This window comes from Leucobacter sp. G161 (genome assembly GCF_001482305.1).
In the GTDB taxonomy this organism is placed as follows: Bacteria; Actinomycetota; Actinomycetes; order Actinomycetales; family Microbacteriaceae; genus Leucobacter.
Map to the genome: position 1 here is coordinate 45,483 of NZ_LOHP01000017.1, position 23,642 is coordinate 69,124.

The 23,642-nt window shown below is 64.3% G+C and carries 20 protein-coding genes; 16 read left to right on the top strand and 4 right to left on the bottom strand.

Going from position 1 to position 23,642, the window contains the following annotated elements; genetic code table 11:
• The first annotated feature begins 159 nt into the window (after nucleotides 1–159).
• Nucleotides 160–1,161, top strand: coding sequence for a LacI family DNA-binding transcriptional regulator (locus tag AUL38_RS01765; RefSeq protein ID WP_059058713.1), 1,002 nt, complete (start codon nucleotides 160–162; stop codon nucleotides 1,159–1,161).
• Here AUL38_RS01765 and hrpB read toward each other — a convergent pair.
• Both hrpB and AUL38_RS01775 read right to left on the bottom strand, forming a co-directional pair.
• Entirely contained in the window at nucleotides 1,158–3,755 is a 2,598-nt protein-coding gene (gene hrpB / locus AUL38_RS01770) for an ATP-dependent helicase HrpB (protein WP_059058715.1), read from the bottom strand. The two genes, AUL38_RS01765 and hrpB, sit on opposite strands and share 4 nt — an antisense overlap.
• A 43-nt stretch (nucleotides 3,756–3,798) precedes the next feature.
• A complete protein-coding gene (locus AUL38_RS01775) occupies nucleotides 3,799–4,737 on the bottom strand; it encodes a hypothetical protein (RefSeq protein ID WP_059058717.1) in 939 nt (312 codons plus the stop codon).
• 82 nt (nucleotides 4,738–4,819) lie between these two features.
• On the opposite strand from AUL38_RS01775, the gene AUL38_RS01780 reads away from it, so the two are divergent.
• The 4 genes from AUL38_RS01780 to AUL38_RS01795 all read left to right on the top strand — a co-directional run bounded on the left by AUL38_RS01780 (nucleotide 4,820) and on the right by AUL38_RS01795 (nucleotide 9,869).
• Nucleotides 4,820–5,320: a hypothetical protein gene (locus AUL38_RS01780; protein WP_235590556.1), complete on the top strand. Its 501-nt coding sequence runs from the start codon at nucleotides 4,820–4,822 to the stop codon at nucleotides 5,318–5,320.
• The gene (locus tag AUL38_RS01785) at nucleotides 5,317–5,613 is read left to right on the top strand and encodes a hypothetical protein (protein ID WP_059058719.1); all 297 of its coding nucleotides are present in this window, start codon (nucleotides 5,317–5,319) and stop codon (nucleotides 5,611–5,613) included. The genes AUL38_RS01780 and AUL38_RS01785 overlap by 4 nt, the downstream gene beginning before the upstream one ends.
• A 126-nt stretch (nucleotides 5,614–5,739) precedes the next feature.
• Entirely contained in the window at nucleotides 5,740–7,329 is a 1,590-nt protein-coding gene (serA, locus tag AUL38_RS01790) for a phosphoglycerate dehydrogenase (protein WP_059058720.1), read from the top strand.
• 290 nt (nucleotides 7,330–7,619) lie between these two features.
• On the top strand, nucleotides 7,620–9,869 hold the full coding sequence (locus tag AUL38_RS01795; protein ID WP_059058722.1) for a polyribonucleotide nucleotidyltransferase: 2,250 nt from the start codon (nucleotides 7,620–7,622) through the stop codon (nucleotides 9,867–9,869).
• Between the two features lie 92 nt (nucleotides 9,870–9,961).
• Here the strand turns inward: AUL38_RS01795 and AUL38_RS01800 are convergent, their stop codons facing one another.
• Nucleotides 9,962–10,216, bottom strand: coding sequence for a hypothetical protein (locus AUL38_RS01800; RefSeq protein WP_059058724.1), 255 nt, complete (start codon nucleotides 10,214–10,216; stop codon nucleotides 9,962–9,964).
• Nucleotides 10,217–10,285: 69 nt separating this feature from the next.
• On the opposite strand from AUL38_RS01800, the gene AUL38_RS01805 reads away from it, so the two are divergent.
• Nucleotides 10,286–10,774 (top strand): MarR family winged helix-turn-helix transcriptional regulator, encoded by a 489-nt coding sequence (locus AUL38_RS01805; RefSeq protein WP_059058727.1) that lies wholly within the window; start codon nucleotides 10,286–10,288, stop codon nucleotides 10,772–10,774.
• A 76-nt stretch (nucleotides 10,775–10,850) separates the two neighbouring features.
• The gene (locus AUL38_RS01810; protein WP_059058729.1) at nucleotides 10,851–12,209 is read left to right on the top strand and encodes a pitrilysin family protein; all 1,359 of its coding nucleotides are present in this window, start codon (nucleotides 10,851–10,853) and stop codon (nucleotides 12,207–12,209) included.
• A gap of 80 nt (nucleotides 12,210–12,289) precedes the next feature.
• Here AUL38_RS01810 and AUL38_RS01815 read toward each other — a convergent pair whose 3' ends face one another.
• Nucleotides 12,290–13,810 (bottom strand): hypothetical protein, encoded by a 1,521-nt coding sequence (locus AUL38_RS01815; RefSeq protein ID WP_059058731.1) that lies wholly within the window; start codon nucleotides 13,808–13,810, stop codon nucleotides 12,290–12,292.
• A 41-nt stretch (nucleotides 13,811–13,851) separates the two neighbouring features.
• Here AUL38_RS01815 and dapB point away from each other — a divergent pair, with 41 nt between their 5' ends.
• The 9 genes from dapB (at nucleotide 13,852) to murJ (ending at nucleotide 23,619) form a co-directional block, all read left to right on the top strand.
• Complete coding sequence (gene dapB, locus AUL38_RS01820; RefSeq protein ID WP_059058733.1) at nucleotides 13,852–14,607, top strand: 4-hydroxy-tetrahydrodipicolinate reductase; 756 nt, start codon at nucleotides 13,852–13,854, stop codon at nucleotides 14,605–14,607.
• Nucleotides 14,604–15,056 carry a hypothetical protein gene (locus AUL38_RS01825; protein ID WP_235590557.1) on the top strand — a complete coding sequence of 151 codons (453 nt, stop codon included), beginning with the start codon at nucleotides 14,604–14,606 and terminating at the stop codon, nucleotides 15,054–15,056. Before dapB ends, AUL38_RS01825 begins: the two co-directional genes overlap by 4 nt.
• 126 nt (nucleotides 15,057–15,182) lie before the next feature.
• On the top strand, nucleotides 15,183–16,781 hold the full coding sequence (locus AUL38_RS01830) for an APC family permease (RefSeq protein ID WP_083506514.1): 1,599 nt from the start codon (nucleotides 15,183–15,185) through the stop codon (nucleotides 16,779–16,781).
• A 140-nt stretch (nucleotides 16,782–16,921) separates the two neighbouring features.
• Entirely contained in the window at nucleotides 16,922–17,731 is an 810-nt protein-coding gene (locus tag AUL38_RS01835) for a thymidylate synthase (RefSeq protein ID WP_059059002.1), read from the top strand.
• Nucleotides 17,731–18,228 carry a dihydrofolate reductase gene (locus AUL38_RS01840; RefSeq protein WP_059058735.1) on the top strand — a complete coding sequence of 166 codons (498 nt, stop codon included), beginning with the start codon at nucleotides 17,731–17,733 and terminating at the stop codon, nucleotides 18,226–18,228. The genes AUL38_RS01835 and AUL38_RS01840 overlap by 1 nt, the downstream gene beginning before the upstream one ends.
• A 57-nt stretch (nucleotides 18,229–18,285) precedes the next feature.
• Nucleotides 18,286–19,263, top strand: coding sequence for a 4-hydroxy-tetrahydrodipicolinate synthase (dapA, locus tag AUL38_RS01845; protein WP_059058737.1), 978 nt, complete (start codon nucleotides 18,286–18,288; stop codon nucleotides 19,261–19,263).
• Between the two features lie 14 nt (nucleotides 19,264–19,277).
• Entirely contained in the window at nucleotides 19,278–20,954 is a 1,677-nt protein-coding gene (locus AUL38_RS01850; protein ID WP_059058739.1) for a ribonuclease J, read from the top strand.
• 2 nt (nucleotides 20,955–20,956) lie between these two features.
• Nucleotides 20,957–22,027 (top strand): GNAT family N-acetyltransferase, encoded by a 1,071-nt coding sequence (locus tag AUL38_RS01855; RefSeq protein WP_059058742.1) that lies wholly within the window; start codon nucleotides 20,957–20,959, stop codon nucleotides 22,025–22,027.
• Complete coding sequence (gene murJ, locus AUL38_RS01860; protein ID WP_059058744.1) at nucleotides 22,027–23,619, top strand: murein biosynthesis integral membrane protein MurJ; 1,593 nt, start codon at nucleotides 22,027–22,029, stop codon at nucleotides 23,617–23,619. The genes AUL38_RS01855 and murJ overlap by 1 nt, the downstream gene beginning before the upstream one ends.
• Nucleotides 23,620–23,642: the final 23 nt, after the last annotated feature.

Below are 23,642 nucleotides of genomic sequence, written 5' to 3' on the forward strand. Positions count from 1 at the left end.
CGGGACAACTGTGACCTCTGGGCCTTAGCTGGCAAAACCTAAACCGGTTTAGGTGATCGTTGTTAGTATGAGACTGGATCGCAGCAATTGTCAACTTTGGGGCGAAATCCTTGCCGATCGTGATCCGAGTCCGACGGCGCACAGCAGAAGAGGTTAGGCATGGCCGAGAGGCGAAAAGTCACAATTCGGCAGGTCGCTGATGCTGCGGGAGTGTCTCCCGCAACGGTCTCCCTCGTGTTCAACGGAAAGGGAGAAGTTGCCCAGGCGACACGCCGACGCGTCCTGGAGATCGGCACGCAGCTCGGGTATCGACCAGGGTCGATGAGTAAGGTGTTTCGCTCGGGCCGTGCATACATCATTGGTGTCGTCGTTGGACACAGCGGAACCCCGATCTGGGAACTCACGTACCTGCCCTACTACCGCGGAATCATTGCCGGAGCCGCAATGGAAGCACTGGAATTCGGGTACTCGATTACTGCGATGCCGGTGAAACCATCGGGTGATTTGGGGGGCCCAATTCGCCCCGACGGAATCATCGTGGTTGATCCCGGCCCAGACGACCCACTCATCAAATCTGCGATTGACGATGGCATGGCTGTGGTGTCGGCTGGCGGGCACTCGAGCAGCGTTGAATCACCGAGACTCCGGTCAGTGCGCTACGACCTCGACCACGGCGTGCCGGCTGCCCTCGAAGCACTTCAAGACGTTGGGGCCTCGCGCCCAGCATTCTTTCGCGGCTCTGTGATCGACGAATACACGCTCGAATCACAGCGCGTATATCTCGCATGGTGCGCGACAGAGGGCATCGAGCCGCTTGTCTTTATCATCGCCCCTGGGCAGACACCCATCGAGGGCGCGAGGGAGCTGCTCTCCGGCGTACGAGGCGAGTTTGATGCCGTCTACTGCATCAACGAATCGTATGCCAGCGCGATTACGACAGCGGCAGCAGAGCGCGGCATTCCGGTGCCGGAAACGCTCGCGATATCGGTTGCTGGTGAGGCGCACTCAGCAACCGTGGACCCGCGCCTCGTCTACCTGAATCTCGATCCGATCACGCTCGGTGCACAGTGCGCGAAGCTGCTGATCGACATTCTCGAGGGCGGCGACCCTGATGACGCGCAGCTCCCGATGGGCCTCGACCGCCCTGGCCAGCTTCCCTAGAGCCTTGGCGTGCTCGCGCGCTTCGTGCGCGCGGTTGCTTCGGCGGTCCATGGGTCTTCGGGCCACGGATGCTTGGGATATCGGCCGCGCATCTCGCGTCTGACATCCTGATACGGCCCGTTCCAGAACGATGCAAGGTCGTCGGTTACCGCGAGCGGCTTGCGCGCGGGGGAGAGCAGATGGAACAGGACCGGGACGCGGCCCTCGACAAGGCGCGGCGTCTCTGACAGGCCGAAGATCTCCTGGAGTTTCACGGCAACGACAGGGCGGCCCTCGGCGCCAGTGACGGCGCGGTAATCGATGCTCACGTGCGAGCCCGATGGCACAGCCAACCGTTCCGGCGCGAGCGCATCGAGCCTGCTCGCCTCAGGCCAGGGGAGTAGCCGACGCAGTGCGCTAGCGAGGTCTAGCTGGTGCAGTGGGGCACCCGGCCGAAGACGCTCGAGGTCGCTACCGAGCCAGTTCTCGATCGATGAGAGCAGCGCAGGATCGTCAACGGCAGGCCACGGTGCACCGAGCTCGCGGTGGATCAGCGAGAGCCGGTTGCGCAGCGTCGCCGCGCCCTCGCTCCAACGCAGTGCTTCGATGCCGACCGAACGCAGGTGAGCGGCGTAGGCCGGGCCGGTATCCTCGGGTAGCGGCTGCACCGGGCTGGACTTCAGCTCGATGGCGCCGAGGCGTTCGGCCTCGCGCACCCGCACGCGTCCGTCCGTCACCGTTGCGGTGCGCTCGCTCACGAGGAGAGCAGCCCCGATCCGCAGCGCATCGGATTCGCTGATGGCCGCGGCGAGTCGAACAACCGCGCCGGTGCCGTCGGCGGCCCGCCCGTCAGCGCGCTGCACCTCGCGGACCGCGAGCCATTCAGCGCTGAGGAGGGGACTGCCCTCAGGCAGCGCCGCCCTGGTGCCGCTCGCCAGCAGGTAGCTGCGGGAATGCTCGCCGGTGCGGCGCGCGAGCCACTCGGGTCGAGCGAGGGCCACGATCCGACCCGCTGAGAGCGCACGGTCCGATGGGGCACTGTCCGTCGGGCGCCCGCCGGCGTCGCTGCCTGCGAGACGAGCGAGACGCTTCACATCCCGGCGCCAGCGATCAGCTCCCGGGGCGCGCCCCGTGCGAAGCTCACGCAGCAGCCGTGCGAGGTCAGCGTCGGGAGCGCGAAAGTCTCCGCTGAATGCGGCGACGACCTCTGCTGCTGGGAGGGCGTCGCCCAGCTCATCCGCGCCGGCGAGCAGGGCTCGCGCCTCTCGCACCCCGACTGGGAGCCGAGCAACGCGATTGCCGAGTGCGGTCGGCCTGCCAGCGGCGTCCGTGAGTTCGAGCGTCGCGAGGGTCTCGGCCGCCTGGGCGATAGCCGATGCCGGGGGAGCGGTGGGCAATCTCAGGCCGACCGCGCCCGGGGTGCCCCACGCGGCGAGCAGGAGCGCAGTATCGGTCAGGTCGGCCGAGAGGATCTCGGGCGTGACAGCCGGTGGCATTCGCGCAAAGTCAGTCTCCGAGTAGGCGCGCACGGCCCGGCCGGCGCCCTCGCGTGCCGCACGACCCGCTCGCTGCTCAGCGCTCGCCCGAGCTGCGCTCACCGTGACGAGCCCCGTCATGTCCCGTGCTCGGTCGCGTCGTACTTCGCGAGACAGGCCGGCATCGATGACGAGCCGCACTCCCGGCACCGTGAGCGAGCTCTCGGCGAGTGAAGTGCTGACAATGATGCGCGCTGGTTCCCCCGGACCGCGGCCGGAAACGGCACGATCCTGTTCGCGCGCGGGAAGCCTGCCGTGAAGCGGCAGCACCTCGGTGCTACCCGAATCAGCGCCGCGGGAAATGATCTCGCGCGTGAGCCGCACAACCTCATCGACCTCCCTGGCTCCGGGAAGAAACACGAGGGCGTCGACTCCGGCGCGGTGCTGCTCAGCAGCGGCCACCGAGGCTACGTGCGCGAGAAACCCGCGCGTGACACCGCGATCGTCGAGCCGCGCGATGGCCGGCGCCGCGTAGCTGACCTCGAGCGGGTGGAGCGCAGCCGGGATGTTGACGACGACCCCGCCAAGCAGTTCGGCTGTCGCTGCGGCATCGAGCGTGGCAGACATGGCGATGACCACGAGATCAGGGCGCAGTTCCCGGACCTCAGCAAGGAGACCGAGGAGCACATCTCCGTCGACTGACCGCTCGTGCACCTCGTCAAGTACGACCGCGCCCACGCCATCAAGTCCGGGGTCGCCCAGCAGCCTGCGCAGCAGTACCCCGGGCGTGAGCACCTCAACGCGGGTGTCCCTGCCGACGACGCGCTCACCGCGCACGGTGAACCCGACGGGACCGCCGAGCGCGCTACCGTCGAGCTGCGCGAGTCTCCTGGCCGCCGCGCGCACCGCGACTCTGCGTGGTTGGGAGACCAGGGTCTGCTGCGGTGATCCGCCGCCGGCGTCGTCGCGTTCTGCGAGCACGTTGGCAACCAAGGCTGGCACAAATGTCGTCTTGCCCGACCCGGGGGGAGCCGTCACCACGACCGCACCGGTGCGGATGGCGCGTTCGAGCTCGGCACCGGCGCCCGACACGGGAAGCCCAGCGCCAATGGTGGCGAGGTCGAAGCGGTGCGTGGTCACCAGCCCATCCTACGAGGAGTGAAGAAACGGGTGGTGGCTGAAGCTAAGCCGTGGCCGGTGCGTCAGCAATCTCGATGGGAGCATCACCCGGGTTCGCCCACTCAGGTGCCGGGAGCGTAACGTCGGTCGCGCCGCCCTGGATCTGCTTGAGCGCCGCCTCGATCGCGTCAGCGTTCTCGGGCACGTTCAGACCACATGCCCTGAGCTCGCTTGCGAACTTCAGCGTCAGGCGGGTCTTGTCTGCTTCGATCGCTTCAGCGGTGGTGCCGGTGAACTTTTCGCTGCCGGTCTGAATGTCCGAGACCTTTTCGCAGACGTGATAGACGCTGCCGCCAGCGACCCAGACAACCTCGTCGGCGCCGAGCAGCTGGATCACGGTCGACTGGTCAGCGTTGTACTTCTCGACTGACGCCGGGTTGAAGTCTGCGCCGAGGGCAGCTGCGGCGAGCGCGAGCACGATGCCGATGGCGCCGGCGATGCCCTTCTGCTTGCCGTCCATGTCCTTGTTCGTGAAGATCAGGAGGATCAGCGGGAGGAACGCGATGATCGCGATGATCGCGCCGAGCTGGTTCTGCACGAAGAAGCGGAACTTGTCTGCCTGCTTGGCCGGGTCGAGGCGGTTCGCCTTCTTCCAGAGGAACGAGCCGGTGATGGCGAGCGCAGCGATGACGACGAGTCCGATGATGAGCGTCACGAACGCCCACTGCGGGAACACTGCGGTCGCGTCCTGCGGTACGAGCAGGCCCGTCTCCTGGTTGCGAACGAGGACGCCGTCTTCGCCGACGAATTCGCGCTGGCGGAGCAGCCAGAAAATGGCGACCGCCTCGAGCGCGATCGCCAGGACCCACAGGGCGAGCGCGATCCAGCGGAACTGGGTCGCCTTTGACTTCGCTGCTGCCGTCGGCGTCCAGGAGGCCCCGTTCGAAGCGGCGTCTGGAGCAGCGGCTGAGCGATCAGCCTGGTTCTTACTGGAATCAACCACGGTTCTATATTCCTCTGTAGGGATTGCTATGAAGACGCACTAAGTGTAGCCCGGGGTCGACCCACTTCCCAGAAGTGGCTGCATGAATCTCGATAACATTGTGAACATGCGAACCGGAAGTGGCGAGGAGCGCGAGAGCGCCCTGCAGAGCGGGTGGACCGTTGAGGCGAACCCAAAGATCGTTGAACCGGTGGCCCCGGAACCCGTCATCGAAGTGGTAGACGACACGACCGATGCCGCCGGTGCCGATGCGGACACCGGGCGCCCCGCACAGATGAGCAGCCTCACCGTCGTGCTCCTGGGGCTCTCGGGCGGGCTGTTCCTGCTCTACGCCTGGGTCTGGATGAGCTGGGCGCAGTACTACGCAGACGTCAACGCGGCGGTTTTTGCCGGCAGGGGATCGATCGGCGGCATGCTGCAGCAGATCGTGTTCTGGATCGCGCCGCTCGCACCGATCTTCTGGTTCCTCTCTGCCCTGGCACTCACCCGAAATCGCACCCGTCGACTGGTGTGCGCGCTCGTGCTGGGTCTCATCGTGACGTTCCCCCTGCCCATGGTCTTTCTGAGCGGAGCAGCACTGTGAACGCCAAACTTATTTCCGCGTGGATCGCGGGCGTCGCGATTCTCGCACTGTATGCGTACGCGGTTGCCGCAGGGATCGGCAATCTGATGGGAATGTCCGCTTTCCTTGGTGAGGCACTCGGGCCGTTGCCCTGGACGCTGTTGGGCCTCGCGATCGCCGTGCCCGTCATCGCGTTGTTGACGTCGCTCTTCGTTGCTCGCGGCAAGAGCGCGTGGGTGCGTGTGCTCCTGCTCGCCACTGGGCTCTGCGTGAGCGCGGCCGTGCAGCTTGAGATTATGCATCTCATTTCGTAACGAGATCACTTCGAAACCTCTCGTATGCTGCCGTGTGCAAAGAGAAGGTTCTCATGGCAGTTAGACTGGGGATCTGCGCCCCGTGCGCAGCAACTGTGATGCTTCTCTACGTCGAAGGAACCACTCGTGACAAAGCCGGTCGTGCTGATCGCCGAAGAACTTTCGTCCGCCACTATCGCCGCACTCGGGCCAGATTTCGACGTTCGTAACGTCGACGGCACCGACCGCGCAGCGCTCCGATCGGCGCTTGAAACCGCCGACGCTGTGCTCGTGCGATCGGCCACGCAGCTCGACAGCGAGGCGATCGCCTGGTCGCCAAAGCTGAAGGTGATCGCCCGTGCCGGCGTCGGACTCGACAACGTCGACATCAAGGCGGCCACCCAGGCCGGCGTGATGGTCGTCAATGCGCCCACCTCGAACATCATCAGCGCCGCGGAGCTGACTGTCGCCCACATTCTTGGCCTCGCGCGCCACCTGCCTCGCGCGCACGGTTCGCTCTCGGCGGGGGAGTGGAAGCGCTCCTCCTACACCGGCACCGAGCTGTACGAGAAGACCATCGGCATCATCGGCCTCGGTCGCATTGGTGCGCTCGTCGCCGAGCGGCTGCGCCCCTTTGGTGTTGATCTCATCGCGTTCGATCCCTACGTGACCGCCCCGCGGGCCCAGCAGCTGGGTGTGCAGCTCGTGACCCTCGACGAGCTCATCGAGCGCGCCGACTTCCTCACGATCCACATGCCTCGTACGCCTGAGACGCTTGGCATGATCGGAGCCGAGCAGCTCAAGGCGATGAAGCCGACCTCGTACGTCGTGAACGTCGCCCGTGGCGGCCTCATCGACGAAGCCGCCCTCGCTGAGGCGCTCACCGCCGGAGAAATCGCCGGAGCCGCGCTCGACGTCTTTGTGCAGGAACCACCCGCCGATAACTCGCTCACGGGGCTGCCGAACGTGAACGTCACCCCGCACCTTGGCGCTTCGACTGCCGAGGCGCAGGAGAAGGCTGGCGTTGCAGTTGCGAAGTCGGTGCGGCTTGCCCTCGCGGGTGACCTCGTGCCCGACGCTGTCAACGTCGCAGGGGCGGGAATCGACGAGTACGTTCGTCCCGGCCTCCCGCTCACCGAAAAGCTCGGTCAGGTGTTTGCGGGGCTCGCAAACGGGCCACTTGCCTCCATCGATATCGAGGTGCATGGCGACCTTGCCGAGCACCGGGTCGAGGCGTTGCGGCTTGCTGCACTCAAGGGCATCTTCTCGAAGATCGTCAGCGAGCCTGTCTCGTATGTGAACGCACCGCTCCTCGCTGAGCAGCGTAACGTCGAGGTGCGGTTCTCCGCCGACGCTGTCGCTGAGAGCTTCCGAAACATCATCACGCTGCGTGGCTCGCTCACCGACGGCACCCAGCTCTCGGTGTCGGGCACCCTCACCGGCCCCAAGCAGATCGAGAAGCTCATTGAGGTGAACGGCTACGACGTCGAGCTGCCCCTCACCGAGCACCTTCTCGTGCTGAGCTACACGGACCGCCCCGGCATTGTCGCGGCGTTCGGTGGGCTGCTCGGCGATGCTGGCATCAACATCGCGAGCATGCAGATTGCGCGTGACGAGAAGCGTGGGATGGCGCTGTCGGTGCTCACCATCGATTCGCCGCTGCCTGAGTCGCTCGTCGAGACACTCGCTGAATCCATCGGCGCAGAGTCGATTCACGCGATCGCGGTTGAGGTCTAACCCGCAGCACCGCTGAGTTCCCGCATCGGCCCCCGACAGACACGCGAGAGACGTTCACCCGTCTCCCGCGCGTTTCTCGGGGGCCGATGCTATCCTGATCCTGTGGGCGTTTTGCCCGCATCAAAGATGAACCGAGCCCGTCGGTGGGTGGGCTGGTCTTCGGTGGTGGATCCCTCTGAACTTCGCAAGCCAGGGTGATCGTCTACTGAACATCAGCTCCGGGCCGCACTGCGCCAGCGCGATAGCGCTTCCGGACTGCCCCCGCGCGCTCACGTATGTAAGGAGTTCCCGTGGAGGGTCCTGAAATCAAGTTCGCCGAGGCCGTACTCGACAACGGCAAGTTCGGTAAGCGCACCATTCGTTTTGAGGCTGGCCGCCTCGCGCAGCAGGCACAGGGTGCCGTTGCTGCGTACCTCGATGAGGAGACGATGCTCCTCTCGGCCACGAGCGCATCGAAGCAGCCGAAGGATCACTTCGACTTCTTCCCGCTCACCGTTGACGTTGAAGAGCGTTCGTACGCAGCCGGCAAGATCCCCGGCTCGTTCTTCCGCCGTGAGGGCCGCCCCTCGACCGAGGCAATCCTCGTCTGCCGTCTCATCGACCGCCCGCTGCGCCCGTCGTTCGTCGACGGCCTCCGCAACGAGGTGCAGATCGTCGTGACCGTGCTGTCGATCGCACCGGGTGAGTTCTACGATGCGCTCGCGATCAACGCGGCATCGATGTCGACTCAGATCTCGGGCCTGCCGTTCTCCGGTCCGATCGGTGGCGTGCGCCTCGCACTCATCGGCGATCAGTGGGTTGCGTTCCCGACCGTTGAGCAGCTGAAGGACGCAGTCTTCGACCTCATGGTCGCCGGCCGCGTCGTGACGAAGTCTGACGGAACCGAGGACGTCGCCATCATGATGGTGGAGGCTGAGGCTACCGAGGATTCGTGGAACCTCATCAAGGCTGGCGCTACGCGCCCCGACGAGGCAATTGTTGCGCAGGGTCTCGACGCTGCGAAGCCGTTCCTGAAGCAGCTCGTGAAGGCTCAGGAAGAGCTCGCGAAGCAGTCGGCCAAGGAGGTGCAGGAGTACCCCGTATTCCTGCCGTTCGCCGACGAGGTCTACGCAGCAGTTGAGGCACTCGCCGAGACCGAGCTCGCAAAGATCTACCAGATCGCCGACAAGGTCGAGCGCCAGAACGCAGACGACGCCCTCAAGGCGAGCGTCAAGGAAGCTGTTGCCGCGAAGGTCGCAGCAGGCGAGCTGCCGGCTGAGGCCGATGGCCAGGTTTCCGGCGCGTACAAGGCCGTCACCAAGAAGGTCGTCCGCGGCCGGATCCTCACCGAGGGCGCCCGTATCGATGGCCGCGGTCTCCGCGACATCCGTGCGCTCGACGCAGAGGTGCAGGTCATCCCGCGCGTGCACGGCTCGGCGATCTTCCAGCGCGGCGAGACCCAGATCATGGGTGTCACCACGCTGAACATGCTGAAGATGGAGCAGCAGATCGACTCGCTGTCACCCGTGACCAGCAAGCGCTACATGCACCACTACAACTTCCCGCCCTACTCGACCGGTGAGACCGGCCGTGTTGGCAGCCCGAAGCGTCGCGAGATCGGGCACGGCTTCCTCGCCGAACGCGCCCTCGTGCCGGTGCTCCCTGCTCGTGATGAGTTCCCCTACGCGATCCGCCAGGTCTCGGAGGCACTCAGCTCGAACGGTTCGACCTCGATGGGCTCGGTCTGCGCTTCGACGCTGTCGCTGCTCAACGCGGGCGTGCCGCTCCGCGCAGCCGTCGCAGGCATCGCAATGGGCCTCGTCTCCGACACCGTGAACGGCGAGACGCAGTACGCGACCCTCACCGACATTCTCGGTGCTGAGGACGCACTCGGCGACATGGACTTCAAGGTCGCAGGTACCTCGGACTTCATCACCGCGCTGCAGCTCGACACCAAGCTCGGCGGCATCCCCACCGACGTTCTCGTTGGCGCACTCGCGCAGGCGAAGGAGGCTCGCACCGCGATCCTCGACGTCATGGATCAGGCAATCGACACGCCCGACGAGATGGCGCCGACCGCGCCCCGCGTCATCAGCGTGCAGATCCCGGTTGACAAGATCGGTGAGCTCATCGGGCCCAAGGGCAAGACGATCAACGGTATCCAGGACGAGACCGGCGCCGACATCTCCATCGATGACGACGGCACCGTCTACATCGGTGCGGTTGACGGCCCGTCGGCCGAGGCTGCCCGCCTGCAGGTCAACGCGATCGCGAACCCGCAGAACCCCGAGGTCGGCGAGCAGTACCTCGGTACTGTCGTGAAGAACGCCGCATTCGGTGCCTTCATCTCGCTGCTGCCCGGCAAGGACGGCCTGCTGCACATCTCCGAGGTGCGCAAGCTCGTCGGCGGCAAGCGCATCGATTCGGTTGACGAGGTGCTCTCGGTTGGTCAGAAGATCCTCGTGAAGATCACGAAGACCGATGACCGCGGCAAGCTCTCGCTCGAGCCCGTGCTTGAGGAAGCTGCAGCTGAGACTCCGGCCGAGGCTGACGCAGAGTAATCATCCAAGAGAAAGCGCCCGTCGCTTCCCGAAAGGGGAGCGGCGGGCGCTTTCTGGTATCTGAGCTGCTGTGTAGGTCGCGGGGAGGCGGTCTACTTGTCGCGGCTGGGGATCAGACCGAAGGCAACCCAGAAGCCGATTGCGTCGACAATGATGCCGCCGCCGAAGAGCCAGAATGCCCAGTCGGGCACGCTGAACGCGAGCGCCATCATGTAGAAACCGCCGAAGACGAGCACCATCGCGAGGATGATGAGCGCGATCTCCGAAGCGGCCATGCGTGGCGTCGGGCTCGGCTCAAAGAGCCGCTCGGGGGTTGCAGTCTCGGTGGTTGATTCGCCGAGAGACATAACTTACCTCGCTAATGTTTAGGGCACGAATGGATCACGTACAAAGTAAGTATAGGTGAAGCTAGGAAAATGCGCGAGAATGAAGGGGTGAATGACGTGGATCCGCTGCTACTCGAACGCCAAGTGTGTTTTGCGCTCTCTGTCGCGTCCCGAAGCGTGATTGGTGCATACAAGCCCGTACTCGACCCGCTCGGCATCACCCACCCCCAATACCTGGTGATGCTTGCGCTGTGGGAACACCATCAGCTCTCGCTCAACGAGCTCGCTCAATTACTGAGTCAGGAGCCTTCAACGCTGTCGCCGCTCGTGAAGCGGCTCGAGCGGGAAGGATTCGTGGCCCGCGTTCGGAGCGCGAGCGACGAACGACGCCTGGAGATTACGCTCACCGAAGCTGGTGAGGCGCTCCGCGACCGGGCGATTGCAGTGCCGGGGGAGATGGCGCGACGTCTCGGGATGAGCGTCGAGGAGCTCACGGGAATCCACCAGTCGATGCTGCGGCTCGTGGACGCCGCGAAGCGGGCCGGTGACGCGGACAGCGAACCGGACGGTGCCCGCTAGCTGCGGCACGCTGTGTCAACGCTCGGACGTGCAGCCATAGACGTGCATTCTCTGGCGGGCGGGCTAGTCTGGAGGGATGCGCGAACCCATTCTGTTTCCTCTCGATCTGCCTGAACTCTCCGTTGAGCTAGGTGGCGGGACCATCCGTCGAACGATCCACCCGAGTGGGCTTCGGATCCTCACTGAGCACATGCCGGCAGCCCGATCCGCCACGGTGGGATTCTGGGTTGGCGTCGGCTCCCGCGATGAGCAAGCGGAGCGCGCTGATGAGCCCGGGAGCCTGGGCTCGACCCACTTCCTCGAGCACCTGTTATTCAAGGGAACACCGTCCAACGACGCCTACGAGATCGCGACCGCATTCGACCGGATCGGCGCAGAACACAACGCGCTCACCGCAAAGGAATACACCTGCTATTACGCGAAGGTGCGCGACGCGGACTTCGAGCAAGCAGTGGGATCGCTCGCGGACATGGTCACAAACTCGGTGCTCGATCCCGCAGAATTCGAGACCGAGCGTGGCGTCATCCTTGAAGAGCTCGCGATGGCAGCTGACGACCTCGGCGATGTCGCGAGCGAGCGGTTCTTCGAGGAGGTGCTCAGCGGGCATCCCCTCGGGCGACCGATCGGTGGCACGCCAGAGGCGATCCGCGCTGCGAACCGTGACGCCGTGGATCATCACTACCGCGCCCGGTACGATCCCTCCACGCTCGTCGTGACCGCCGCGGGAGCGGTGGATCACGACCGGCTCGTCGAGCTCGTGCTCGCAGCGCTCAACGCGTCGCACGAAGCGCGTTGGCACACCGACGAGGCCCGGACCCCGGTGCGGCGCGAGCGGGCGCCCCAGGCGGCACAGACGGCGTTTGCGGGCGAGGCGAAGACCGTAAAGGTCGAGCGCCCGAGCGAACAGATCAATCTACTCATGGGTGCTCCTGGCTTTGTGGCAGGGGATCCCCGCCGCTTTGCCTTCGGGATGATGAACTCGGTGCTCGGGGGAGGGATGTCGAGCCGTCTCTTCCAGGAGATCCGCGAGAAGCGCGGCCTCGCCTACACGACGTACTCATTTGGGGCCAGCTACTCTGACGCTGGTCTGTTCGGTATTTATGCCGGCAGCGCCCCTGAGAAGACCGCACAGGTCATCGACCTCAGCCGCCAGGAGCTGGCGAGAATCGCTGCCGAGGGCATCACCGAGGAGGAATTCGAGCGCTCGCTCGGCCAGATCGCAGGTTCATCCGCGCTCGCGCTCGAAGACACCGAGACCCGCATGGGCCGGCTGGCGCGCGCTGAGCTGGGCGCGGGGGAGCTCTACGATCTCGATACCTCGCTTGAACGGTTCGCAGCGGTCACCGCAGACGAGATCAAGTCAGTGGCGAGCCACTTCGCTGAAGCGCCGCTCACGATCGTCGCGGTCGGGGACACTGCGAAGACGAGCCTGTAACCGGCTGCGGCGTAGCGGCGAGCCCGAAGGCTCGCCGCTACGCCGCAGGTGTGAGGATCCCTCACCGCATCGGTGCCAGCCTATTCGCCGCGGAGCCGGCGGAGGCCTGCCCGCCAATACCGCTGGATCGTCGGTACCCGCTTGCCCGAGTACTTGCCAAGGATCGACGGGATGAGCTGTTTCGTTCCCTCGGTGAGCGCGTAGTGCTCCTCCTGCGAGCGGCGACGAGTAATCAGCATGCCGATATCGACTCCCGTCGACACGATCTCGCCGGGTCCGCTGCTGCGGAACCAGAACGCCTCGTCGGGTTCGGTGATCTCCTGCCAGTCGATGTCTGGCGAGAGGAACTCGAGCGAGCCGCCCGCGCCGATCCGATAGCGGCCCGTGCGCGGCGCAATCGTGGTGCGCTCGGTGACGGGGCGCTGGTGCTGAATAACGAGTGTGCTCCATGTCTGGCCAGCGACTGCCGCGCTGCTCTCCGCATGAATGGCGTCGAGGTCGAGCGTGAAATCCGCCCCCGAGTACTCGAGTACGTGGAACGCGAACAGCGGAAGCGCTGGATGCGTCTCGGGTGATCCCGGCGCGGTCGAGAGTCCTTGCAGGTTCGAGTGCGACGAGGATCCGCTGATGCGGGGGTTCAGTTCGCCGAGGTAGACCTCGCCGGTGTCCGTGTCGAGGAGCGTGCTGACCTCAAGAATGCCGCGGTAACCCTCCTGCCCCAGGCGGTCACAGAAGCGCTGTACGACGCTCGAGACGAGGGCCCTTGTCTCATCGCTGACGAGCGAGGGGTACATCTCGCTGCCGGCCCAGCCGCCCTTGTAGCGCGTGAGCTCGGGATGCCCCGTGATCTCACGGAGCACTGGCCCGACGACCGTTCCAGCGCTAGTGATAATCGCCTCGGTTGCCAGTGGCTGATGGTTGATGTAGCGCATCACCTTGATGGTCGGAGCGGCTGATCCGGTTCCCGAAATCTCGCTGGCGATCCTGTCGAAGTCAGCGCGCGAGGACACGAAGTATGTGGTGCGGCCCGAGTCGCCATACGGCAGCTGGATGACGAGGTTCTCGCCGAGCCCCTCAGCTTCTGCCTGTGCACGAAGGTCGTCCCATCCGGTCACCGTGGTGAGGATGTTCGGCACGCTGAACGTGCCGGCCTCGTTGCCGAGCTGCGTCGTGACGATCTTTGAATCGAGGTGCTGGCGGAGCTTGAGCGAGGGCATGATGAGCTCGTAGCCGAGTTCGGCGCAGAGCCGCTCGGATTCTGCATCGAACATCGCGATCGCGATCTGCGGAGTGTAGCCAGCGGGGGTGTGCTTGCGGATGTGTGCCTGCACCTGCTCGTTCTTCAGCAGCCAGTTCACGACGTTCACGTTGCCCCGCGGTTCGAGCCGCGGCACGTCGCTCGGGGAAAAGCACTTGGGGTTCGATCCATCCCAGCTATCGCTCAGCGTGATGTACCGGAATCCGGCCACCGCGCGATCAACCCCAAGGAGGTTTGTCGCGCTACGGCTGAGGTAGAAGATCGGTTGCGGAGACTCCGCGAGATACGTCTTGATCTCGTCGAGAGTGCGGAGCGTCGCCTTGGGGCGCTGGGCAGCAGTCATACCTTCGAGGCTACCGCAGACAGCGTCGGTAGACTCGGAACATGAGTGCAAGCAGCATACGCGTGGCGGTAGCCGGTTCGACAGGGCGACTCGGGGCGCTGATATGCGAGGTGATCGAGGAATACGACGGCTTTACGCTTGCGGCAAGGCTGACCAGTCGCAGCCAGCCGGAGGATGGCGCTGACGCCGACATCCTTGTCGACGTGACCACGCCGGACGCGTCACCAGCCATCGTTGAGCGCGCGATTCGTCGCGGGCAGCGGGTCCTCGTCGGCACGAGCGGCTGGTCGGCGGATCGGCTTGCCGGCCTCCAGCAGACTGTCGACTCGGTCGCGGGTTCCGCAGTCATCGTCGTACCAAACTTCTCACTCGGGTCGGTGCTCGGCACCGCCCTTGCCCAGATAGCGGCGCCTTACTTTTCCTCGATCGAGGTGGTCGAGACGCACCATCCCGCGAAGGTCGACTCGCCCTCGGGCACAGCCGTCCGCACAGCGGAACTCGTTGCCGCTGCTCGCGAGGCTGCTGGAGCAGCGCCCGTCGCCTCGCCCTTCGCAGAGCAGCCGGCGCGCGGCGAGCTCATTGCCGGGATCCCCGTACACAGTCTGCGACTCAGCGGAACTGTCGCGCTGCAGGAGGTGCGCTTTGGCGGGCCGGGGGAGATGCTGAGCATTCATCACGACACGTACTCGAACGAGGCGTACGTTGCGGGTATCCGGGCGGGCCTCGACGCGCTTCGGACTGCGAGTGGCCTCACCGTGGGTCTCGACCGCGTGCTGGGCGTCGGGACACTCGCGTGAGCGCGCGCGTCAGGGCGATCATCGGGGTTGCCTTCATGAGCTTGCTGCTCGTGCTGTACTTCCTGTTTGCCGGGGTGCGCGCAGTCGCGCTGCTCAGCTCGACCGAACCCATCGCGATCGCGATGGGTGTTGCGCTCATCATTCTGCCGTTGCTCGGAGTGTGGGCGCTCGTGCGTGAAATCGTGTTCGGGTTCCGATCCACCCAGCTGGTCGACGAGCTCGGTGAGGCTGGCCTGCACCCTGAAGAGCTGGTCTCGAGTGAGATCCCGGATCGGAGCGTCCTCAGGGAGCAGGCCGATGCGGTGTTCCCGCGCTACAAGGCCGCCGCCGAGAGTGACTCAGGGAGCTGGCAGGCATTCATGCGCTTGGGGCTCGTCTACGACGCCGCAGGCGATCGAAAACGAGCAAGAAGTGCGATTCGGCAAGCAATTTCACTGAAGCGCAACTAATTTCGTGTTTATTCGATGAGTAATTAGGGCATATCGTTCGTCTCGGATTACAATCTTCCGCAGAACACGGTGGCCGCCCCACGAAGGTTTGGACCGCTGACATCCGATGGAGGACGATACAACGCGATGATTAAATACGACCTCGGCGACGCCGATCCGGCAACCCGAACGCTGGATTCCGTATCCGGAATCAGTAAGAAGGGCCTCGAGTCCGGCACCGTCGGAGTGATGGGAGCGCTTGTCATTGGCCTGTCTGTCTGTGCTCCCGCGTACACGCTCACCTCGGCTATCGGTCCCGCCGCCAGCGAGGTCGGCTACCAGACCCCCGCGATCTTCCTCATGGGCTTCCTGCCGATGCTGCTCGTCGCGATCGGCTATCGTGCGCTGAACGCTGCCATGCCCGACTCGGGCACCTCGTTCACGTGGGCAACCCGCGCCTTCGGCCCGTGGGTGGGCTGGATGGCGGGATGGGGCCTCATCGCCGCGACCGTGCTGGTGTTGTCGAACCTCGCCGGTATTGCCGTGGAGTTCCTCTTCCAATCGATTGCGATCCTCGCTGACAACCCCGAGATCGCACTGTTGTCTGACAACAAGTTCATCAACATCCTCGTGTGCCTGGGCTTCATGGCGATCGCGACGTTCATTTCATACCGCGGTATGACGTCGACGAAGATCTTCCAGTACATCACCGTCTTTTTCCAGGTCGCAGTCATGCTCTGGTTTGCCATCGCCATGTTCGTTGGCGCAGCTGACCCGGCCAACACCGAGGGCAAGATGCCCGAGCTGTCGTGGTTCAACCCGCTCGAGGTATCGAGCTTCAGCGCGTTCGCCGCAGGCATCGCAGTCTCGATCTTCGTCTACTGGGGCTGGGACACCGTGCTCACCATGGGCGAGGAAACGAAGAAGTCGAAGGGCCGCGTCTCCACCGAGAGCAAGGCCGCAATGATCCTCGTGCTGTTCCTCGTGGTCATGTATGTCGGCACCGCCGCAGCTACCGTCGCGTACGCAGGCATCGGCGATGGACCTACCGGACTCGGCAACTCCGATATCGCTGAAAACGTGTTCGCAGCACTCGCGCACCCGGTCATGGGGCCGTTCGCGATCTTCCTGTCGTTCGCGATCCTGGTGTCCGCGATGGCATCCATTAACTCGACCGCGATCTCGCCGGCCCGTACGCTGCTGGCCATGTCACACTACGGGGCGATCCCGGCATCGATCAAGAAGATCCACCCGAAGCACAAGTCGCCGTACGTCGCGCTGTTCCTCTCGTCGATTGTTGCATCGGTGTTCTACGCGATTATGCGCTTCATCAGCGAGGACGTGCTCTGGGACACCATCACCGCGCTCGGCATGATGGTGTGCTTCTACTACGGGATCACCGCACTCGCGAGCACCTGGTACTTCCGCAAGCAGGCGCCGCGAGAAGGAGTCGGTTCGCTGATCTCCAAGGTCATTCTGCCAGGCCTCGGCGGAGTGCTTTTGCTTGTCGTCTTCGTGCAGACGACGATCGACAGCCTCGACCCCGCGGCTGGCTCAGGAAGCAACATTGCCGGGATCGGTCTGGTCGGTCTCATCGGTATCGTTATGCTGGGGCTCGGCGTGGTGCTGATGCTCATCCAGTCGCGATTCTCGCCGCGCTTCTTCAAGGGGCAGGTGCTGAGCACCACCGACGCTACGAACGACACGTCCGCACTCGAACTGTTTGACGACGGGCTCAAGGGCTAACGTGCTGCCGCCCGGCACCGGGCCAACACGCTGACTGGGCCCCGCGAGCATACGCTCGCGGGGCCCAGTCAGCGTGTTGGGGGCCTCGCTGTCAGCGAAGCGGCTGCGTGGCTGCGCCGCACTGGCGGTACGATGAACGCATGACAGCATCGGCGATCCCCACCCCCTATGAGGACCTGCTTCGAGAGGTTCTTGAGCACGGAACACCAAAGTCAGATCGCACGGGAACCGGTACGAGAAGCCTGTTTGGCAAGCAGCTCCGGTTCGACCTTGCGGAGTCTTTCCCGCTCATCACGACGAAGCGCGTGCACTTCAAATCCATCGCGATTGAGCTGCTCTGGTTCCTCCGGGGTGAAAGCAACGTTGCGTACCTTCGGGACAACGGGGTCACAATCTGGGACGAGTGGGCTGACGAGCAGGGCGACCTCGGTCCCGTCTACGGCGTTCAGTGGCGCTCCTGGCCGACGCCTGAGGGCGGACACATCGATCAGATCACCGACGTCATCGAGCAGATCAAGACGAACCCTGACTCACGTCGGCTTATCGTGTCAGCTTGGAATGTCGCTGACATCCCGAACATGGCGCTTGCGCCCTGTCACGCCTTCTTCCAGTTCTACGTCGCAGACGGCAAGCTGTCCTGCCAGCTGTACCAGCGTTCGGCCGACCTGTTCCTCGGTGTCCCGTTTAACATTGCGTCGTACGCGCTCCTGACCCAAATGATCGCGAAGCAGACCGGCCTTGAGCCCGGGGAGTTCGTGTGGACGGGGGGAGACTGTCACATCTACGACAACCATGTTGAACAGGTCACCACGCAGCTGAGTCGTGAACCGTTCCCGTACCCGACGCTGGAGCTGGCGGATCGCGAGTCGATTTTCGACTACGAGTACGAAGACTTCGAGGTCGTGGGCTACGAACACCACCCCGGTATCAAAGCGCCAGTGGCGGTGTAATGGTGCTCGGGATGATCTGGGCGGAGGCCCGCGGGGGAGCGATCGGTCGAAACGGCGACATGCCGTGGCACCTGCCGGAGGACCTCGCGCACTTTAAGCGGTCGACGCTCGGCGCACCCGTCATCATGGGGCGTCGCACCTGGGAATCGCTTCCCGAACGGTTCCGGCCACTGCCGGGGCGTGCAAACGTCGTCGTAACGCGAGACCCGGAGTACGCGGCCGCCGGCGCGACGACCGCCCTCTCGCTCGATGCAGCACTCGAGACGCTCGACGGTGTCGACGCCTGGATTATGGGTGGCGGTGAGCTGTACCGCACGGCGATGCCCTACGCTTCGGACCTCCTGGTCACACGCATTGACATGGATGTCGCCGACGCCGACACTTTCGCGCCGGAGATCGGCCCTGAGTGGGTGCTCGTCGACCCGGGTGAGCCGCTCGTGGCGGCCAGCGGGCTCGGGTATCGGTTCGAACGGTATCACCGACGAGCGACCCCGTAGCTGACACTTTTCGACGCGCTGGCCTCGCGGGGGCGACTGATCCGGTAGCCTAGAGAGGTGGCAAACGTAGAGAATCCTTTCGGGCAGGTGCTCGTCGCTCTCATCACCCCCTTCGATTCCGAGGGTGAGGTTGATTGGGCTGCGACCGAACAGCACATCGAAGACTGCATCGTGAGTGGGGCCGACGGCATCGTCGTCACTGGCACCACTGGCGAGACGTCGACCCTCACTGACCCTGAAAAGCTCAAACTTGTCGAGGTCGCCAAGTCTGTCAGTAGCGGCCGCGCAAAGATCATCACGGGCGGCGGCTCCAACGAGACCGCGCACGCCATCGAGATGTACAAGGCCAGCGAGAAGGCCGGCGCAGACGGTGTCATGATCGTCACGCCGTACTACAACAAGCCGACCCAGGCGGGCCTGCTCACGCACTTCCGTATGGTTGCTGACGCGACCGATCTCCCGGTGATCCTGTACGACATTCCCGGCCGCGCCGGAGTGCCGATCAAATACGAGACGATCCTCCGCCTCGCGAAGCACCCGAACATTCTCGCCGTGAAAGACGCCAAGGGCGACTTCAGCGAGGTGAGCCGCGTGCTCAACCAGACCGACCTCATGTACTTCTCGGGCGACGACCCGAACGTGCTGCCGCACCTGTCGATTGGCGCAACCGGCCTCATCGGCGTGACCGCGAACATCGCGGCGGCCCCGTACCGCGCGATGATCGACGCGGTGAACGCCGGCGACCTGCAGACCGCACGCGCCGCACACCAGCAGCTCGAACCGCTCGTGCGCGCGGCCATGACGCACGTTCCCGGTACTGTGGCGGTAAAGTACATCCTGCACGGCCTCGGCCGTATCTCGAGCCCCCGCGTTCGGCTCCCGCTTGTCGGGCCCGAAGAGTGGGAGGCCGCGCTCATTGAAGACGACCTCGCGCTCGTTCGCGACCTGCCAGGCGTCGACCTTTCAAACTTCAGGCCGGACCGCAATGCGGCTGCCGGCGGTGCCCTGCCCAAGATTGCAGGCACCACCCGCTAATAACAGGAGGCCCAGTGCCCAACCCCCCTTACGCTCCGCCCAAGCTCAAAAAGGGCACGCTTCGCATTACGCCACTCGGCGGCCTCGGAGAGGTCGGCCGCAACATGACCGTCTACGAAATCGACGGCAAGTTGCTTGTGGTTGATTGTGGTGTGCTTTTCCCGGAGGAGCACCAGCCGGGTGTCGATCTCATTCTTCCCGACATCACGCTGATTGAGGATCGGCTCCAGGACATCGTCGCGGTCGTGCTCACGCACGGCCACGAGGATCACATTGGTGGCGTTCCTTACCTGCTGAAGCGCCGCGAGGACATTCCCCTCGTTGGCTCGAAGCTGACGCTCGCGTTCATCGAGGCCAAGCTCAAGGAACACCGGATCAAGCCGAAGACGCACCTTGTCGCCGAGGACGACCGGGTGAAGTTCGGGCCGTTCGATCTTGAGTTCATCGCGGTGAACCACTCGATTCCCGATGCGCTCGCGGTTGCGATCCGCACCGACGCAGGCATGGTGATCGGTACGGGCGACTTCAAGATGGATCAGCTGCCGCTTGACGGCCGCATCACTGACCTGCGCGCATTTGCGCGGCTCGGTGAAGAGGGCGTTGACCTCTTCATGACCGACTCGACGAACGCTGAGGTCCCCGGCTTCACCGCACTCGAGAAGGACATCGGGCCCGTGCTCGAACGCGTCATTGAGAAGTCGACCGGCAAGGTCGTGGTCGCGAGCTTCTCGAGCCACGTGCACCGTGTCCAGCAGGTGCTCGATGCTGCCTCGAAGAACGGCCGCCGCGTCGTGCTGCTCGGCCGCTCGATGGTGCGGAACATGAAGATCGCCTCTGATCTCGGATTCCTCAACGTGCCGGAAGGCGTGCTCGTCGATCTGAAGAAGAGCGCCGACATTCCCGACCACCGCATCGTCTACATGTCGACGGGATCGCAGGGCGAGCCGATGGCCGTGCTCAGCCGCATGGTGAACAAGGAGCACCAGGTCGAGGTGGGGGAGGGCGACACCGTCATCCTCGCGTCGAGCCTGATTCCCGGCAACGAGAACTCGGTCTTCCGCATCATCAACGGCCTCATGAAGCTCGGCGCAAACGTCGTGCACAAGGGCAACGCGAACGTGCACGTCTCGGGCCACGCTTCGGCGGGTGAGCTCATGTACTGCTACAACATCGTGCGCCCGAAGAACGTTATGCCGATCCACGGCGAGTACCGCCACCTCATCGCGAACGCAGGCGTTGCGATCGAGACCGGTGTACCGCAGAACCGCACAATTATCGCCGAGAACGGCACCGTTGTGGATCTCAGTGATGGCGTCGCTCGCGAGGTCGGCCAGCTGAAGATCGACTTTATCTACGTTGACGGTAAGAGCGTCGGCAAGGTCACGGACGACGATCTTCGTGACCGTCGTACGCTCGCTGAAGAGGGCTTCATCTCGGTCATCACCGTCGTGGAGACCACGCTCGGCCAGATCGTGTCAGGCCCCGAGATCCACGCGAAGGGCGTCGCCGAGGCCGATCATGTCTTCGACAAGATTAAGCCGCAGGTCGCCGACGCGATCGAGAAGGCCATGAAGGAGGGCGTCACCGACTCGCACGCGCTCCAGCAGGTTGTCCGTCGCACCGTTGGCCGCTGGGTCGGCACGAAGCTGCGCCGCAAGGCGATGATCGTTCCTGTCGTGGTGGTGGTATAGCGGTGGATCAACTCCGCTTCGCTTCCGCGGATGAAATCGCACGCTGGGACGAGCTCGTTGAGCTCGCTCCCGGCGGCGGTGAAATCTGGCAGAGTCGCGAGTACGGCGAGGTCAAGCGCCACCAGCGCTACACGCCGCGGTACATCTGCGGGGAGAATTTTCCCGCAACGCTCGTGCTTGAAAAGCGAATCCCGCTGCTCGGCCGGTTCTGGTACGTACCTGGCGGCCCCGACGCGTCAACTGACGCAAGTGGTGCTTCGATAAGCACAACCGAATTCGTGGCGCGTGGGCAGCGACTCGCAGATTTCGCGCGCGCTGAGGGCGTGTTCCTATTGAAGGTTGAGCCCCGGCTCCTCGCGAGTGACGAGACATTCGACACGCTGCGAGCAGCCGGCTACGATCCAGCCCCGCATGTGCTGCCGCATGTCTCCACGATCATCCTCGACATCTCGGGTGATGAAGACGCCATTATGGCGGGCTTCTCGGCGAGTACGCGCACGAAAATTCGCAAGGCCGACCGCGAGGGATTCGACGTGCGTCGCGTCGAGGCGAACGAGGCGAACTGCCGGATCATGTTTGACTTGCTCTCCGGCACTGCCGAAGACAAGTTCGAACTGCGCCCGTACGAGTACTTCCGTGACTTCTGGCAGGGATTCCAGGCCGCTGGGCGCGGGCAGCTCGTGATCGGCTACGACGGAGACGTTCCCGTGGCCGGGATGTTCGCGACCGCGCTCGGCCAGACGAGCGGCTACAAGGACGGCGCCTCCGCGAAGGCGAAGCTTCCGACCGGGGCAATGTACCGGATGCAACTCGAACTCATTCGCTGGGGCAAAGAGCAGGGCGCGACCCGGCACGACCTCATCGGGACGCCGCCGAGCGACCGCCTCGATGACAAAGAACACCGGCTCTACGGGGTCGGCCAATACAAGCTCCGGCTCTCAAAAGACGTGACTGACTTTGTCGGCACACTCGACCTTGCGCTCAAGCCAGGCAAAGCGAAGATCTGGCGCACGCTGGGTGACCGCGTCGCGCGGCGCTACACGCTCGCGACCCGCAAGGACGTGTTCTACTAATGGCCTCAGCCCTGCAGCGCGCGAGCGCGATCATGGCCTCGGGCACGATGGTTTCGCGCATCCTCGGATTTGTGAAGACCGCGCTGCTGGGTGTCGCTATCGGGCAGTTGTCCCGCTCGGCGGATGCGTTTGCGAACGGCAACATCCTGCCGAACACGCTGTATATGCTGCTTGCCGGCGGCATGCTCAACGCGATTCTCGTGCCGCAGATCGTCAAGTCTGTGCAGCATGCAGACGGCGGCAAGGCATACCTCAACAAAGTGCTCACGCTGGTGTCGGTCGCGCTGTTCGCGGTCACGGCGCTCGCGATGCTCGGTGCGCCGTTGATTCTGCAGCTGCTCACGCCGGGATGGCCCGAACCGCAGCGGGTTCTCGCGATCGCCTTCGCCTACTGGTGCATCCCACAGATCATGTTTTATGGCTGGTACACGGTACTGGGCGAAGCTCTCAACGCGAAGAATGTCTTCGGGCCGTTCACATGGGCGCCAGCGATCGCAAACGTCGTAGCAATCGGCGGCATCATCGTGTACATCGTGCTGTTCGGCACAAGCAATAACCCGCCCATTGAGCATTGGACTCCGCTGTCCATCGGGATCCTTGGGGGGAGCGCGACGCTCGGCATCGCGGCGCAAGCGCTCATCCTCATCGTGCCCTGGCGTAAGGCCGGGCTCTCGTTCCGCCCCGACTTCAAGTGGCGCGGCGTTGGGCTCAGACAGACCGGCCGGACCGCGTTTTGGGCGCTGCTGACCGCGACGCTCATGACCATCGGTGGTCTCGTCGCGACGCCCATTATGAATATGGCGTCAGGGGAGGGGCCGGCGACAGCCGCGCTGCAGAACATCTGGTTGGTGTTCATGCTGCCGCACTCGGTGATTGCGGTGTCGCTCGTCACGGCTTACTTCACGAGGATGTCCGAACTCGGCCAGACCGGAAACATCCCCGAGTTCCGCGAGGCCTACCGGGCGGCCGCGAAACAGGTCACCATGCTCATGCTGTTTGCTGCGACACTGATGTTCATGGCGGCACCGTTTGTCACCCGTGTGCTGTGGCCGACAGGAACCGCAGAGGGCATCGAAGCTATGGCGCTCGTGATGCGTGTGTACTCGATCGGCCTTGCCGCCTACAGCCTCATGTTCACCACGCAGCGCGCGTTCTTCGCGCTGTCTGATGCACGCACACCCTTCGCCTTCATTACGGCGCAGCTCATCGCGCTCATTGTCGGGCTGTTGATTGCGGTGAACTTCGTCGACGCCGCGCACATCGGCGTGACCTATGCAGCGATCTGGACGGCTTCGACGATCGGGCAGGCACTGCTCGCGCTGTGGCTCCTGCGCCGACGGCTTGGGAGCATCGGTGGACGTGATCTTGCAGGGAGTATGGGGCGCTATGCGATCGCCGCGGTGCCGACGCTTATTGTCGGCATGCTGTTGTTCGGCCTTGCAACCGGGTTGGCGCCCGACTACGGCCTGATGCTTGCCGTGGTATTTGCGCTGGCAATCTCCGCGGTGATGGGGGTTGTCTACCTCACGATGCTCATGGTGCTGCGGGTGCCGGAGGCACAGGCGATCCTGCGGCGCGTCCTGAGACGCTAACCAACACCCGGCAGTTTTCTGAG